This is a genomic window from Variovorax sp. GW821-FHT06D12 (assembly GCF_059419205.1).
Map to the genome: position 1 here is coordinate 74,591 of NZ_JBWKRI010000002.1, position 14,411 is coordinate 89,001.

At 65.5% G+C, this 14,411-nt stretch carries 15 protein-coding genes; all 15 read right to left on the reverse strand.

From position 1 onward, the window contains the following. Positions 1-13: 13 nt before the first annotated feature. The 15 genes from lepB to AC07SQ_RS06865 all read right to left on the reverse strand — a co-directional run bounded on the left by lepB (position 14) and on the right by AC07SQ_RS06865 (position 14,401). Entirely contained in the window at positions 14-979 is a 966-nt protein-coding gene (gene lepB, locus AC07SQ_RS06795; protein ID WP_062475534.1) for a signal peptidase I, read from the reverse strand. 11 nt (positions 980-990) lie between these two features. Then, positions 991-2,802 carry a translation elongation factor 4 gene (gene lepA, locus AC07SQ_RS06800; protein WP_070062248.1) on the reverse strand — a complete coding sequence of 604 codons (1,812 nt, stop codon included), beginning with the start codon at positions 2,800-2,802 and terminating at the stop codon, positions 991-993. A 522-nt stretch (positions 2,803-3,324) separates the two neighbouring features. Next, complete coding sequence (locus AC07SQ_RS06805) at positions 3,325-4,803, reverse strand: DegQ family serine endoprotease (RefSeq protein WP_062475536.1); 1,479 nt, start codon at positions 4,801-4,803, stop codon at positions 3,325-3,327. Between the two features lie 108 nt (positions 4,804-4,911). Continuing rightward, positions 4,912-5,979, reverse strand: a complete 1,068-nt coding sequence (locus tag AC07SQ_RS06810) for a MucB/RseB C-terminal domain-containing protein (RefSeq protein WP_495271889.1) — start codon at positions 5,977-5,979, stop codon at positions 4,912-4,914. A gap of 38 nt (positions 5,980-6,017) precedes the next feature. Further along, on the reverse strand, positions 6,018-6,692 hold the full coding sequence (locus AC07SQ_RS06815; RefSeq protein ID WP_495271890.1) for a sigma-E factor negative regulatory protein: 675 nt from the start codon (positions 6,690-6,692) through the stop codon (positions 6,018-6,020). Between the two features lie 17 nt (positions 6,693-6,709). After that, on the reverse strand, positions 6,710-7,384 hold the full coding sequence (rpoE, locus tag AC07SQ_RS06820; protein ID WP_235926394.1) for an RNA polymerase sigma factor RpoE: 675 nt from the start codon (positions 7,382-7,384) through the stop codon (positions 6,710-6,712). A 9-nt stretch (positions 7,385-7,393) separates the two neighbouring features. Then, positions 7,394-7,876 (reverse strand): hypothetical protein, encoded by a 483-nt coding sequence (locus AC07SQ_RS06825; RefSeq protein WP_495268099.1) that lies wholly within the window; start codon positions 7,874-7,876, stop codon positions 7,394-7,396. A gap of 13 nt (positions 7,877-7,889) precedes the next feature. Continuing rightward, entirely contained in the window at positions 7,890-9,134 is a 1,245-nt protein-coding gene (gene fabF, locus AC07SQ_RS06830; RefSeq protein WP_495261026.1) for a beta-ketoacyl-ACP synthase II, read from the reverse strand. A gap of 96 nt (positions 9,135-9,230) precedes the next feature. Then, positions 9,231-9,470, reverse strand: a complete 240-nt coding sequence (gene acpP, locus AC07SQ_RS06835; protein WP_007830471.1) for an acyl carrier protein — start codon at positions 9,468-9,470, stop codon at positions 9,231-9,233. Positions 9,471-9,570: 100 nt separating this feature from the next. Beyond that, the gene (fabG, locus tag AC07SQ_RS06840) at positions 9,571-10,314 is read right to left on the reverse strand and encodes a 3-oxoacyl-ACP reductase FabG (RefSeq protein WP_062475549.1); all 744 of its coding nucleotides are present in this window, start codon (positions 10,312-10,314) and stop codon (positions 9,571-9,573) included. Positions 10,315-10,346: 32 nt separating this feature from the next. Beyond that, a complete protein-coding gene (gene fabD / locus AC07SQ_RS06845) occupies positions 10,347-11,300 on the reverse strand; it encodes an ACP S-malonyltransferase (protein ID WP_495271891.1) in 954 nt (317 codons plus the stop codon). A gap of 51 nt (positions 11,301-11,351) precedes the next feature. Further along, the gene (locus AC07SQ_RS06850) at positions 11,352-12,329 is read right to left on the reverse strand and encodes a beta-ketoacyl-ACP synthase III (protein ID WP_495271892.1); all 978 of its coding nucleotides are present in this window, start codon (positions 12,327-12,329) and stop codon (positions 11,352-11,354) included. Continuing rightward, the gene (gene plsX, locus AC07SQ_RS06855; protein WP_082818146.1) at positions 12,329-13,426 is read right to left on the reverse strand and encodes a phosphate acyltransferase PlsX; all 1,098 of its coding nucleotides are present in this window, start codon (positions 13,424-13,426) and stop codon (positions 12,329-12,331) included. Before plsX ends, AC07SQ_RS06850 begins: the two co-directional genes overlap by 1 nt. A 61-nt stretch (positions 13,427-13,487) precedes the next feature. Continuing rightward, entirely contained in the window at positions 13,488-13,670 is a 183-nt protein-coding gene (gene rpmF, locus AC07SQ_RS06860; RefSeq protein WP_057592299.1) for a 50S ribosomal protein L32, read from the reverse strand. 173 nt (positions 13,671-13,843) lie between these two features. Beyond that, entirely contained in the window at positions 13,844-14,401 is a 558-nt protein-coding gene (locus AC07SQ_RS06865; RefSeq protein ID WP_095746469.1) for a YceD family protein, read from the reverse strand. Between the last annotated feature and the right edge of the window lie 10 nt (positions 14,402-14,411).

The window sequence follows — 14,411 nt, forward strand, 5'->3', positions numbered from 1 at the left end:
GACTGTTGATTAATTATTGAAACGGACCGATGCGACCGAGATCGCCGAAGTTCATCCAGACGAAGAAGGCCCTGCCCACGATGTTCTTGTCCGGTACGAATCCCCAGAAACGGGAATCGGCCGAATTATCGCGGTTGTCGCCCATCATGAAGTAGTTGCCTTCGGGCACCTTGCACACCACGCCCTCGACCGAGTAGCGGCAGTTCTCGCGGAACGGGAAGTCGCTGGCACCCGGCACGAAGGCGGGGGCGTTCTCGTCGTTGAGGATCTTGTGCTGCTTGCCGCCGAGGTCTTCGTCGAACTGCTTCAGGATGCGCATCGACTCGCCATCGAGGTAGTCGGCGATCGGGGCCTTGCCCACCGGCTGGCCGTTGATCGTGAGCTTCTTGTTCAGGTAGGCCACCTCGTCGCCCGGGATGCCGACCACGCGCTTGATGTAGTCCATGCTGGGCTTGGGCGGGTAGCGGAACACCACCACGTCGCCGCGCGCCAGCGGCGTGCCGTCGGTGAGCTTGGTGTTGACGACTGGCAGGCGCAGGCCGTAGGTGAACTTGTTGACCAGGATCAGGTCACCGGTCAGCAGCGTGGGCATCATCGAGCCCGAGGGAATCTTGAAGGGCTCGTACAGGAACGAGCGCAGCAGGAACACCACCAGGATCACCGGGAACAGGCCCGCGGTCCAGTCGAGCCACCAGGGCTGCATCAGCAGGCGCTCGCTGGCCTTGGCGTCGGTGGTGTCGACCTGGGTGATGCCCTGCCCCGCCAGCCGCGTGTTGCGTTCGGCGATGGAACTCTCGAGCGTGGCGGCGGCGCGTTCGCGCTGCGGCAGGAAGTAGAAGCGCTCGGCCAGCCAGTAGACCCCGGTGACCACCGTGGCCACGAACAGCAGCAGCGCGAAGTTGCCTTCGAGCGCGCCGAAATACCAGGCGCCGACGTAGCTGGCGAACGCCGCGAGAACCAGGGTGGTGAGGTATGCCATGTTCGTGGTGATCAGTCTTCGACCTGCAGAATCGCGAGGAAGGCCTCTTGCGGGACTTCGACGGAACCGATCTGCTTCATTCTTTTCTTGCCCGCCTTCTGCTTCTCGAGCAGCTTCTTCTTGCGGGAGATGTCGCCGCCGTAGCACTTGGCGAGCACGTTCTTGCGAAGTGCCTTGATTGTCTCACGCGCAATGATGGTGACCCCGATGGCCGCCTGGATCGCCACGTCGTACATCTGGCGCGAAATGATCTCGCGCATCTTCGACACCACCGCCCGGCCGCGGTACTGCGACTGGCTGCGGTGCACGATGATCGACAGCGCATCGACCTTGTCGCCGTTGAGCAGGATGTCGACCTTCACCACGTCGGACGCACGGTACTCCTTGAACTCGTAGTCCATGGAGGCGTAGCCGCGGCTCACCGACTTCAGCTTGTCGAAGAAGTCGAGCACGATTTCGCCCAGCGGCATCTCGTAGGTCAGCATGACCTGGCGGCCGTGGTAGGCCATGTTCAGCTGCACGCCACGCTTCTGGTTGGCCAGCGTCATGACGGAGCCGACGTATTCCTGCGGCATGTACAGGTGCACGGTGACGATGGGCTCGCGGATCTCCGCCATCTTGCCGACGTCGGGCATCTTGGACGGGTTCTCGACCATGATCACTTCGCCGTCGTTGCGCACCACCTGGTAGACCACGCTGGGCGCGGTCGTGATCAGGTCCTGGTCGAACTCGCGCTCCAGACGCTCCTGCACGATCTCCATGTGCAGCAGGCCCAGGAAGCCGCAGCGGAAGCCGAAGCCCAGCGCCTGGCTCACTTCGGGTTCGTAGCGCAGCGACGAATCGTTGAGCTTGAGCTTCTCGAGCGCGTCGCGCAGCGAGTCGTACTCGCTGGCTTCGGTCGGATACAGGCCCGCGAACACCTGCGGCTGGATTTCCTTGAAGCCGGGCAGCGCCTCGGTGGCCGTGGCGGCCGCGCCACCAGTGCCGGGCCGGATCAGCGTGACCGTGTCGCCGACCTTGGCCGCCTGCAGCTCCTTGATGCCCGCGATGATGTAGCCCACCTCGCCGGCTTCGAGCGACGCGCGCGCTTCGTTGGCGGGCGTGAAGACGCCGATGCTGTCGGCGTTGTACATGGCGCCCGAGGCCATCATCTTGATGCGCTCGCCCTTCACGAGGCGGCCGTCGACCACGCGCACCAGCATCACGACGCCGACGTACGGGTCGAACCAGCTGTCGATGATCATCGCGCGCAGCGGGCCGTCGGGATTGCCGCGCGGTGCGGGCATGCGCGCGACGATGGTCTCGAGGATGTCGTCGATGCCGACACCGGTTTTTGCGGAGCACGGAATCGCGTCGGTCGCATCGATGCCGATCACGTCTTCGATCTCAGTGCGCGCGTTGTCGAGGTCTGCATTCGGCAGATCGATCTTGTTGAGCACCGGGATCACTTCGACGCCGAGGTCGAGCGCGGTGTAGCAGTTGGCCACCGTCTGCGCTTCGACGCCTTGCGATGCGTCGACAACGAGCAATGCGCCTTCGCACGCGGACAGCGAGCGGCTCACTTCGTACGAGAAGTCGACGTGGCCCGGCGTGTCGATCAGATTGAGGTTGTAGACCTGTCCATCGCGTGCCTTGTAGTGCAGCGCGGCGGTCTGCGCCTTGATGGTTATCCCACGCTCTTTTTCGATGTCCATCGAGTCGAGCACCTGCGCTTCCATCTCGCGTTCCGCGAGGCCGCCGCAACGTTGGATCAAACGGTCTGCGAGCGTCGACTTGCCATGATCGATGTGCGCAATGATCGAAAAATTTCTGATGTGATTCATCAACGGGAACGCTTAAGTACTTGAATTGGCTCGGGCGCCGAGGGGCGGGGCCAAGAAAAAAGGGCGCGTCTTCTGGAGACGCGCCCTGAACCAACAAGCAATGGCAACTGCAGTAGTTGGAACTTCATTGTAGGCAAAAAGGGAAGCACGTACATCCGGGAACAGGGTCCAAAGGGCTCGTTGCAGGTCCACAACATCAAAGATACTCACAACTTATCAACAGGATCGGTGGAGCAGTAGCTGAACAACTTGTGGGCGATCTGTGGAGCACCGGTGGACGGCTGTGTGACATCTCGCATCGTGAAGGCCATCGCCCTCTTTATGCGCTGACTGGCCGCCAGGAGCTGTCTATTCTACCGAAATTCGTCCTTAGCCCTTTTATAAGTTAGTGAACGCAAACAAATCTTGTCGTTTTCGAGGCCCTGGATTTTTTTAGAGGCTGGTGCCGAAGCGTCGTAAACACCTCGAAAAAATGGCCCCAAACCCGACTGCCGGGTGGGGCCACTTGACGCCGCCGCCGTATCAGCGTGCGGGTCGGATCAGGGCGTACTGCGCCCAGTCGCCCCGGCGGTAGAGCACGCTCAGCGACTTGGCCTTGTCCGCCTTGGCGACCGCTGCCTCGAATTCGCGGGCATTCGCCACCTCGAGATTGCCCACCGCGAGGATGACGTCACCCTCACGCAGGCCGGCCCGTGCCGCGGCGTCGTTGGCGGCATCGACCTTCACGCCGCCCTTCAGCTTGAGCTCTTTCTTCTGCGCATCGCTGAGGTCGCTGACCGCGAGGCCGAGCGACTTGAGGGCCGCGGAAGCAGACGGCTTCGCAGCCGGCTCATCGCGGTCGGTTGCGCGCTTGGCGGGCTTGTCGGGCTCGATCTCGGCGATGGTCACGCTGAGGTCGCGCGAGCTGCCACGGCGGAACACGGTCAACGTGCTCTTGGTACCCGGCTTGGTGTTGCCCACGAGGCGCGGCAGGTCGCTCGGCTTCTCGATCGCCTTGCCGTCGAACTTGGTGATGACGTCGCCCGGCTCCACGCCGGCCTTCTCGCCCGGCGAACCGGCTTCGACGCCGCGCACCAGCGCGCCCTGCGCCTTGCCCAGGCCGATGGCTTCGGCCACGTCCTTGGTGACCTGGTCGATCTGCACGCCGATGCGCCCGCGCGAGACGCGCCCCGAGGTGCGCAACTGCTCGCTGACGCGGATGGCCTCGTCGATCGGGATCGAGAACGAGATGCCCATGAAGCCGCCCGAGCGCGAATAGATCTGGCTGTTGATGCCCACCACTTCGCCGCGCATGTTGATCAGCGGGCCGCCCGAGTTGCCGGGGTTGATGGCCACGTCGGTCTGGATGAACGGCAAGTACTCGCCCGTGTCGCGCTGCTTGGCGCTCACGATGCCGGCCGTGACGGTGTTCTCCAGGCCGAAGGGCGAACCGATCGCCATCACCCACTCGCCCACGCGCAGCTTGGAGATGTCACCCACCTTCACCGCGGGCAGGCCCGTGGCTTCGATCTTCACCACGGCCACGTCGGTGCGCTTGTCGGCGCCGATGATCTTGGCCTTGAACTCGCGCTTGTCGGGCAGCGTGACCAGCACCTCGGAGGCGTCTTCCACCACGTGCGCATTGGTCATGACGTAGCCGTCGCCCGTCAGGATGAAGCCCGAGCCCACGCCGCGCGGGCGCTCTTCTTCCTGCTGCGGACGGTTCGGACGCGGCCCCTGGCGCGGGGTGCCCGGCAGCGGCTGGCCGAAGAAGCGGCGGAAGAACTCCTGCATCTCCTCGTCCATCTCGCCGTTGCCGCCGCCGCGCTGCGCGACCTTCTCGACGGTGCGGATGTTGACCACGGACGGACCGACCTGGTCGACCAGGTCGGTGAAGTCGGGCAGCGTGCGCGTCTGCGCATGCACCGACTCGACCGGCAGGAAAGTGGCGCCGGCCGTCAGCGCCAGCGCAAAGGCCAGCAGACCGGAACGAAGCTTGTGTCCCTCGACTTTGAACATCATCGGTTGTCTTTCAAAAAGAACAGAGCTGCAAATAACGACAGAGGCTATGAGTACCCGGCGCCGGCTTGGTTCAGCCCGAACGCCTGCACAGCGTCAGCGCACCGCCCGTCAGCGCGTGCGCGCGAGGCTCTGGGCAAAGGCATTGAGCGTCTGCTGCGGCACCTCGCCGACCGCGGTCAGCCACCAGTCGCTGGCCGGTGCGGGCAGTCGCCGACGGATCGCGTTGGTGGCACCGATGGTCAGCACGCCATCGCTGGGCGTGCGCGCGGGATCGTAGCGTTCGATGAAGAGCGAGACCGTTGCCAGGCCGTCGGAGAAGGTCCACTGGACGGTGGTCGCCTCGGACTTGGGCGGCTTGCCGTCGCCGGCGGGCAGCGCGGGGCGTCGGAAGAAGCTTCGGGGCTTGAATCCGGCCACGGGTGTGCGCAGCATCCAGCCTTCGTCCTGCGCGGTGCTGCGCTCGAGTTCGAGCTTCTCGATGCGGTAGCCGTTCGTGTTGGCCATCATCTGCGCCAGCGCCTGCGCCTTCACGGGCGCATCGAGCTGCAGCTCGGAGAACGCCGACTGCTCGACGACGCGGGTGTCGCTGTCGACGGTCTGGAGCTTCACCACGAGACCGGAGCGGCGTTCGCTCCAGATGCGGTAGCCGAAGCGCAGGCCGTCGCGCGGCACCAGCTGCACCACGTCGGCATCGAAGCCCGCGACGCGGTCCTTGCCGATGGCGCGCACGTCGTAGTAGTCGCCCACCGACGAATCGGGCTTGTCGGGCAGGTTGGGGAAGAGGTCGAGGTTCTCGCGCTTCTCGACCTTCACGACCTTCGCCTCGGGCAGGAAGGTCATCACGTTGCGGTTGCGCCGGAAGGTCGAGCGCGGCGGGCCCGACAGCGCTTCGATGCGCTCCAGCTGGTGATCGCCGTCGCGCACATGCCAGATGCGCGCGCTCGACAGGTCTCCGCCCGGGGCCGACACCACGAAGGTGCCCACGTAGCTGCGCTGCCGCGCGCCCGCATGCATGCGCTGCAGCCACTCGGTCACGCCCATGGCCGGCGGTTCGTCGGTCTGCGCCGAGGGCACGCTCTTCGTGTTCGCCGCGCCGTAGCGGGTCTGCGCGGTGGCCATCTGCCCCAGGCAAAGAACAGCAAACGCGAGCACCAGGGTGCGTGCGGAAATCGGCATGTGAACAACGGTCATTGCAGGCGGCGACGGTCGCGCAATCAGCGCGTGGGGCCCTCGAAGGTGGCGTTGCGCAGGAAACCGGACGGCATTTGCGATGCACCACCGGCCTGCTGGTGGGCTTCGAGCAGCTGGTCGAGGCGCGGATCGCGCAGCATGACCTGCGGATTGCCGCTGCCGACCAGCACGCGGGTCGGCGTCAGGGCGCCGTTGCCGGGCGCCGCGCTGCCACCGGCAGCGGCCGCCAGGACCGAATTCGCCACGGGCGGCTGCACCGCGGCCAGTTGGGCACCGCCGTTCGGCACCGCAGCGCCGTTGCCGACCAGCGTCCAGCTGATGGCCGCCACGGCCATCAGCGACGCAGCGCCGGCCACCAGCTTCCAGCGGAACACCGGCTCGTTGGCCGCCTCGGCACGCTGCCGCACGGGCATCGCAGCCGGCACGGCGGCCAGGGGGGCCACGGACGCGGGCGGAGCGATCACGACAGGCTCATCGGCGAGCCGCTGCTGGAAACGCGCCAGGAAGGCCGAGGTGTCGCTGCAGCGCGAATGCGCCGACGAACGCAGCACATCGCCCACCACGTGGTAGGCGTGCCAGGCGTCGCGCGAGTCGTCCTCGGCGCAGACGGATTCGATCGCACGCGCGAACGCCTCGCCCTGCAAATGGCCGTCCGCCAGTGCGGACACCTGTTCCCGAACCGTCATCGTCTGATTCATGTCATTCACCTGCTGATCTACCAACGCTTGCCGGACTGGTTGTCCAGCAGCGGCTTGACCCTGGCCGAAATGGCCTCGCGCGCCCGGAAAATACGCGAGCGCACCGTGCCGATCGGGCAATCCATGACCTCGGCAATCTCTTCGTAACTCATCCCCTCGATCTCGCGCAGCGTGACCGCCTGGCGCAGCTCGGTCGGGAGCGCTTCCATGGCAGCCTCGACGGCACTGGCGATTTCGTTCGCCGCCATGACCGATTCGGGGGTTTCATCGCTGGTTGGTTCGTTTCCAGGACGGTAAGTTTCATCTTCGTCGTCCGAGGACGAACGCAGTGCGCTTTCGGAGACGGTCGGATCGCGCTTCATGTCCACCAGCGCCTTCTTGGCGGTGTTCACTGCGATCCGGTACAGCCAGGTGTAGAACTGGGCCTCGCCGCGGAACTGGTGCAGCGCGCGGTAGGCGCGAATGAAGGTTTCCTGGGCGATGTCCTCGATCAGGTCGACATCGCGCACCATGCGCCCGATCAGCCGTTCGATGCGGCGCTGGTACTTGATGACCAGCAGCTCGAACGCCTTCTGGTCGCCCGCGACGGTGCGCTGCACCAGCTGGAAATCGACCTCACCCGGGCGCGGCGCCTGCGCCGCCTCATCGGGCAGCGCGGACTCCGGAGGCACGGGAGGCAAGGACGTGGTCATCGAAACGGGTCAGGGCGCGTCGGCCGGAGCGGTCGCGCGCCAGGGATCGCCGGCCGGCTCGGCCGCCGGGGGCCGCGCATAGACCGCACGGCGCACGTCGCGCCAGCGCTCGGGCATGGCCCGCTGCTCGAGCCAGACCCAGCGCGCCGCGCGGCCGGGTTCGGCCAGGCGCACAAGCAGCAGCGACTGGAAATCGAGCGCCACGACGGCGCGCGCGGCGAGCACGCCACGCGTCGGATCGGCACCGGTCAGCGACCAGTGCGATCCATCGAAATGCAGCGTCGCCGCACCGTCGCGCCGCAGGCCAAAACCTGCCGCGACACCGGAAAAGACGACGCTGAGGAGCAGCAGCAACTGGCGCCAGCCATTGCTATCGAACAGATAGCAGGCCGCGCCGGCGCAGCAGACGCCCAGGGTCCAAAGGGCCAGAAGAATCCGGGTCGCGCCGCGGGTGCGCCCCACCGGATAGGTCACCGACGGTGCGCTGTGCATGGGAGAGCGACGCTCAAGCGCGCTTGAACACCAGCGTACCGTTGGTACCGCCGAAGCCGAAGTTGTTCTTGACCGCGACGTCGATCTTCAGATCGCGCGCCTCGTTGGCGCAGTAGTCGAGATCGCACTCCGGATCCTGGTTGAAGATGTTGATCGTCGGCGGGCTCTTCTGGTGATGCAGCGCAAGCACCGTGAACACCGATTCGATGCCGCCCGCGCCGCCCAGCAGGTGGCCGGTCATGGACTTGGTCGAATTGACGACGAGCTTCTTCGCGTGATCGCCGAACGCCAGCTTGACCGCGTTGGTCTCGTTGAGGTCACCGATCAGCGTCGAGGTGCCGTGCGCGTTCAGGTACTGGACCTCGTCGGCGTTGACACCCGCATTGGCCAGCGCCATCGCCATCGAACGGCGCGGGCCGTCGACGTCGGGCGCGGTCATGTGGTACGCGTCGCCGGTCATGCCGAAGCCTGAAACCTCAGCGTAGATCTTGGCGCCGCGCGCCTTGGCGTGTTCGTACTCCTCGAGCACCAGCACGCCGGAGCCCTCGCCCAGCACGAAGCCGTCGCGGTCCTTGTCCCACGGGCGCGAGGCCGTGGTGGGATCGTCGTTGCGGGTGCTCAATGCGCGAGGCGCGGTGAAGCCGCCGATGCCGAGCGGAGAAATGGTCGATTCGGCGCCGCCCGCGATCATGACGTCGGCATCGCCGTACTCGATCATGCGTGCCGACGTGCCGATGGCATGCAGGCCGGTGGTGCAGGCGGTCACGACGGCGATGTTCGGGCCCTTGAAGCCGTACTTGATCGAGACGTGGCCCGAGATCATGTTGATGATCGACGCCGGCACGAAGAACGGCGAAATGCGGCGCGGGCCGCGGCTCGCGTATTCGCCATGCGTCTGTTCGATCATCGGCAGACCGCCGATGCCCGAGCCGATGTTGCAGCCGATGCGCACGGCCTTTTCATAGGGCAGCGCTTCGCCGGTCGGCAGTCCGCTGTCCTGCACCGCCTGGATGGCGGCGGCGAGTCCCAGATGAATGAAGCGGTCCATGTGACGCGCTTCTTTCTCCGAGATGTATTGGGTGATGTCGAAACCCTTGACCTCACCGGCGAACTTGCAGGCGAAGGCGCTTGCATCGAACGCGGTGATGTTCGCAATGCCCGACTTCCCGGCCAACAGGTTGGCCCAGGATTCGGTTGCGGTGTTTCCGACAGGAGCGATGCAACCGAGTCCGGTCACGACGACGCGGCGTTTGGTCATGCCGGCAAACCTTTCTGGAAGCGCTGAGCAGCTGCCGATCGGCGCGGGCGGTTGAAAAAAGAGCCGCCGGCCGTCGTTGCAGTGTCAGCTGGCCGATCAGGCCTTTTGATTCTTGGTGGCGTAGTCGACGGCGTTCTGCACCGTCGTGATCTTCTCGGCGTCTTCGTCCGGGATCTCGATGCCGAACTCGTCTTCGAGTGCCATCACGAGTTCGACCGTGTCGAGCGAGTCAGCGCCGAGGTCGGCCACGAAAGCCTTTTCGTTCGTCACTTGGGACTCTTCCACGCCGAGTTGCTCGGCGATGATTTTCTTGACACGTGCTTCGATATCGCTCATTTGATTCCCTCTAAGGGTTGTAGGTAACTGGTGGATTTTAGCCGGGCGGCCCGTGGCATTTGCCCCGCGCTCCGGTACGGAAAAAGATTGCGCCTTTCGGCTACATGTGCATGCCGCCGTTGACGTGCAGCTCCTGCCCCGTCACGTACGAGGCCTGCGGCGATGCGAGGTAGGCCACCGCATGCGCGATGTCGGCCGGCTTGCCCAGGTGGCCCAGCGGGATCTGCGAGAGCAGCGCCTGTTGCTGGGCTTCCGGCAGGCTGGCCGTCATGTCGGTTTCGATGAAGCCCGGCGCGACACAGTTGACCGTGATGTTGCGGCTGCCGAGTTCGCGGGCCAGCGCACGGGTCATGCCCGACACGCCGGCCTTGGCGGCCGCGTAGTTGGCCTGGCCGGCATTGCCGGACGCGCCCACCACGCTCGTGATGCTGATGATGCGGCCATAGCGCTGTTTCATCATCGGGCGGATCACCGCGCGCGAGAGACGGAAGACGGCCTTGAGGTTGGTGTCAAGCACCGCGTCCCAGTCGTCGTCCTTCATGCGCATGGCGAGCGTGTCGCGCGTGATGCCGGCGTTGTTGACCAGCACGTGGATCGCGCCGTAAGCCTGCACGATCTCGTCGATCAGGGCTTCGACGGCAGCACCGTCGTTCACGTCGAGCGCACGGCCGCGGCCGTCGAACGCGCTCAGCGCCTGGGTGATCTTGGCGGCGCCATCGTCGGTGGTGCCGGTGCCCACGACCTTGAGGCCGCGCTGCGCGAGTTCGAGTGCAATGGCAGCGCCGATGCCGCGCGTTGCGCCGGTGACCAGGGCGACCTGGCCTTCGAATTTGGGAGTGCTCATAAAAGAGAAAAAGTATCGGGGCCTGGCGGCGTTCAGCCGGCGAGCGATTGTCGGACGTCCGCGAGGGTGGCTGGGTCGTACACCGACGCGGCTTCCAGTTCGGGGGCGATGCGCTTCACCATGCCGGCCAGCACCTTGCCGGGACCGCACTCGATGATGGCGGTTGCACCGCGCAGTTTCAAGGCCTGAACGCTCTCGACCCAGCGCACCGGACCGGCGGCCTGGCGCACCAGGGCGTCGCGGATGCGATCGGCATCGGTCTCGACGGCCACGTCGATGTTGTTGAGCACCGGAATCTGCGGCGCGGCCAGCGCCACGCTCGCGAGCTTCTCGCGCAGGGCTTCGGCCGCAGGCTTCATCAGGCTCGAATGGAACGGCGCCGACACCGGCAGCGGCAATGCGCGCTTGGCGCCGTTGGCCTTCAGCAGCTCGCAGGCCTTGTCGACCGCGGCCTTGCTGCCGGCGATCACGGTCTGCATCGGATCGTTGAAGTTCACGGCCTCGACCACTTCGGCGCTGCCGGGGCCGAACGTGGCGGTGGCTTCGGCGCAGCCGGCGACCACCTTGTCGGACGCCATGCCGAGGATCGCCGCCATCGCGCCGACACCGACCGGCACCGCCTGCTGCATAGCCTGCGCACGAAAACGCACCAGCGGTGCGGCCTGCGAGAGCGTGAGCACGCCCGAGGCCACCAGCGCCGAATACTCGCCCAGCGAATGACCGGCGACCACGGACGGCGTGGCGCCGCCTTCGGCCAGCCAGGCACGCCAGGCGGCCACGCCAGCCACCAGCATCACGGGCTGCGTGTTGGTGGTGAGCGCCAGTTCTTCCTTGGGACCGTTCTTGATCAGTGCACCGATGTCTTCGCCCAACGCTTCGGAGGCTTCACGCAAGGTCTCGACCACGGCCGGGTGATCGCCCCAGGCGTCGAGCATGCCGACCGCCTGCGAGCCCTGACCTGGAAAGACAAAAACAAAGGATTTCATTGTTGTTTCTTCGTCATCGCGCCGACGCCCGCTTCGGGGCGCCGCGACGCACTACAGATTCAATAGCACCGCGCCCCAGGTGAAGCCACCGCCCACGCCTTCCAGCATGAGGGTCTCACCCTTCTTCACCTTGCCCGAGCGCACGGCTTCGTCGAGCGCCAGCGGGATCGAGGCGGCCGAGGTGTTGCCGTGCTCGTGCACCGTGACGACCAGCTTCTCGCGCGGCAGCTTCAGCTTCTTGGCCGTGCCTTCCATGATTCGGATGTTGGCCTGGTGCGGAATCAGCCAGTCGATGTCAGCCTCGGTCTTGTCGGCCTTGGCCAGCGTGGCGCGCGCGGCATCTTCGAGCACGCGGACCGCCAGCTTGAAGACGGCCTGGCCGTCCATGTGCAGCAGCGGCGTGCCGAGCACGTTGCCACCCGACACATGGCCGGGTACGCACAGGATGCCGACGTGCTTGCCGTCCGCATGCAGGTCGCTGGCCAGAATGCCAGGTTCGTCGGAAGCCTCGAGCACCACCGCGCCCGCGCCGTCGCCGAACAGCACGCAGGTGGTGCGGTCGTTGAAGTCGAGGATGCGGGAGAACACTTCGGCGCCGATCACCAGCGCGCAGCGCGCGGTGCCCGTGCGGATCATCGCGTCGGCCACCGTCAGTGCGTAGACGAAACCGCTGCAGACCGCCTGGACGTCGAAGGCCGGGCAGCCGGCAATGCCGAGCTTGTGCTGGAGGATCGCGGCCGACGACGGGAACACCATGTCCGGCGTCGAGGTCGCGACGATGATCAGGTCGACGTCGCTCGCCTTGCGGCCGGCGGCTTCCAGTGCATGCTTCGCGGCTTCGAGGCCGAGATCGCTGCTGCTGACATCGGGCGCCGCGAAGTGGCGCGCGTGAATGCCGGTGCGCTCGACGATCCACTGATCGGAAGTTTCGATGCCGCGTGTCGCCAGATCCTTGGCAAGGTCGTCATTGGTGACGCGGCGGGGGGGCAGGTAGCTGCCGGTGCCGGTAATGCGCGAAAAAGGGGTCATCAAGCGTGAAGGGCTGTCGCGTCGGCCGGCACCGCCGACTCCTGCCGCGCGAGCAAAGGCGCGGCGTGGGCGATGCGGGCCCGCACGCGATCGAGCAGGTTGTTGCGAGCGGCATCATAAGCGCGATCCAACGCATGGCCGAAAGCCACTTCGTCGGCCGAGCCATGGCTCTTGAACACCAGCCCGCGCAGGCCCAGCAAGGCCGCACCGTTGTAGCGACGGTGATCCAGGCGACCTTTGAACGCTTTTAGAACCGGGTAAGCAACAATAGCCGCCAGTTTCGTGAGAATGTTTCGCGAAAACTCGACACGAATGAACTCGCCGATCATCGACGCGACGCCTTCGCTGGCCTTCAGCGCCACGTTGCCGACAAATCCGTCGCACACGACGATGTCGGTCGTGCCCTTGAAAATGTCGTTCCCTTCGACGTTGCCGTAGAAGTTCAGATCCTTGGAGTTGGCAGCTGCACGCAGCAGTTGACTGGCCTTCTTGATGGTTTCGCTGCCCTTGATGGCTTCTTCACCAATATTGAGCAAGCCGACCGAAGGCGATTCGTTGCCGGTCAATGCCGAAACGAGCGCCGAACCCAGCACGGCAAACTGAAGCAGGTCTTCGGCATCGCAATCGACGTTCGCGCCGAGATCGAGCACGGTGGTCGCTCCGCCCTTCACATTGGGCAGCTGGGGCGCAATGGCAGGACGGTCGATGCCATCGAGCGTCTTGAGCAGATAGCGTGCGATCGCCATCAATGCGCCCGTGTTGCCGGCAGATATGGCCGCTTGCGCCGCGCCATCCTTGACCTGCTGGATCGCGACGCGCATCGAAGAGTCTTTCTTCTTGCGCAGGGCGATTTCAATGGGATCGTCCATGCCGACGACTTCGCTGGCCGGCACGATGCGGGCGCGCGGATGGTCGGCAAACCCCGCCAATGCGGCCGGCGCACCGACGAGCAGCAACGAGGCTTCGCTGTGCCGCTCGAGAAACGCGCGGCAGGCCGCGAGCGTGACACGCGGCCCATGGTCGCCCCCCATGCAATCCACGGCGAGCGTGATTGCGGCGGGCGCAGCAGTGAGTTCGGGAGAAAAAGGCGCAGCCATCAAAACAAAGGCCCGACGCTACAGCAAAAGTAGCTTCGGGCCTTGGCCTTGGGATTCGAGATCAGGCTTCGGACTTGTTCTTGAGCACCTGACGGCCGCGGTAGAAACCGTTCGGGCTGATGTGGTGGCGCAGGTGCGTTTCGCCGGTGGTGGGCTCGACAGCGATGCCGGGCACGCCCAGGGCGTTGTGGGAACGGTGCATGCCGCGCTTGGAAGGCGACTTCTTGTTTTGCTGGACGGCCATGATGGCTCCTGGACGGTTAGGTGGGTGACTGGATGCGGGCTCAAGCGGTGGCAATGAGGCGAAAGCTCCGGCGGCATGCATGGAATGCCACGTTCTGCCTTTGCCTTGTATGCATTGCTGCTCACGGCGGCGCGCGCGAAGCCCATGATTATAGCCCAGCCAGAGAGAAAGGGCTACTTGCCCTCTTCGGGCTTGCGCGGACGCAACGCACCGAGCACGGCAAAGGGGTTCGGCTTGGCCTCCTCGGCCGCCTGGAAATCGTCGTCGCTGGAGGACAAGCGCACCGGCGTCGGGCACACGTCGTGGACCGGCATGACGGGGATTTCCATCAGCAGCTCGTCCTCGATCAGCCCGCGCAGGTCGAAATCGCGGCTGACGACCAGCAAGTCTTCATCGGACTCCTCGTCTTCCGCCTCGGCCGTGGCCTCGTCGGCCACGAAGCGGAACCAGCGGTCCACGAACAGTTCGGTGTCGACGGGCGACAGGCAGCGCTGGCAGACCAAGGGCACGGTGGTTTCGACATCCAGGTGCAGCCAGGGCGTCGCCTTGCCGTCGGCGCCGGGGCGCTCTTCGCCGGTCGCTTCCCAGCGGACCACGGCGTCGGTGGCCGGCGTCGCCAGTTCGGCGACCAGGCGTGCGAAACCCGGGACCGGATCGGCACCATCCAGCGTGGCGGCCGCCGCGGTGAACGCGGGCACATTGAGCCTTTCGGGGGCAAATTCTCTCTTCATCCGCCCCAGT

Excerpts from the sequence above, each read along its gene's own strand:
- lepB (WP_062475534.1), bottom strand. The coding sequence starts at position 979 with ATGGCATACCTCACCACCCTGGTTCTCGCGGCGTTCGCCAGCTACGTC.
- lepA (WP_070062248.1), bottom strand. The coding sequence starts at position 2,802 with ATGAATCACATCAGAAATTTTTCGATCATTGCGCACATCGATCATGGC.
- AC07SQ_RS06805 (WP_062475536.1), bottom strand. The coding sequence starts at position 4,803 with ATGATGTTCAAAGTCGAGGGACACAAGCTTCGTTCCGGTCTGCTGGCC.
- AC07SQ_RS06810 (WP_495271889.1), bottom strand. The coding sequence starts at position 5,979 with ATGCCGATTTCCGCACGCACCCTGGTGCTCGCGTTTGCTGTTCTTTGC.
- AC07SQ_RS06815 (WP_495271890.1), bottom strand. The coding sequence starts at position 6,692 with ATGAATCAGACGATGACGGTTCGGGAACAGGTGTCCGCACTGGCGGAC.
- rpoE (WP_235926394.1), bottom strand. The coding sequence starts at position 7,384 with ATGACCACGTCCTTGCCTCCCGTGCCTCCGGAGTCCGCGCTGCCCGAT.
- AC07SQ_RS06825 (WP_495268099.1), bottom strand. The coding sequence starts at position 7,876 with ATGCACAGCGCACCGTCGGTGACCTATCCGGTGGGGCGCACCCGCGGC.
- fabF (WP_495261026.1), bottom strand. The coding sequence starts at position 9,134 with ATGACCAAACGCCGCGTCGTCGTGACCGGACTCGGTTGCATCGCTCCT.
- acpP (WP_007830471.1), bottom strand. The coding sequence starts at position 9,470 with ATGAGCGATATCGAAGCACGTGTCAAGAAAATCATCGCCGAGCAACTC.
- fabG (WP_062475549.1), bottom strand. The coding sequence starts at position 10,314 with ATGAGCACTCCCAAATTCGAAGGCCAGGTCGCCCTGGTCACCGGCGCA.
- fabD (WP_495271891.1), bottom strand. The coding sequence starts at position 11,300 with ATGAAATCCTTTGTTTTTGTCTTTCCAGGTCAGGGCTCGCAGGCGGTC.
- AC07SQ_RS06850 (WP_495271892.1), bottom strand. The coding sequence starts at position 12,329 with ATGACCCCTTTTTCGCGCATTACCGGCACCGGCAGCTACCTGCCCCCC.
- plsX (WP_082818146.1), bottom strand. The coding sequence starts at position 13,426 with ATGGCTGCGCCTTTTTCTCCCGAACTCACTGCTGCGCCCGCCGCAATC.
- rpmF (WP_057592299.1), bottom strand. The coding sequence starts at position 13,670 with ATGGCCGTCCAGCAAAACAAGAAGTCGCCTTCCAAGCGCGGCATGCAC.
- AC07SQ_RS06865 (WP_095746469.1), bottom strand. The coding sequence starts at position 14,401 with ATGAAGAGAGAATTTGCCCCCGAAAGGCTCAATGTGCCCGCGTTCACC.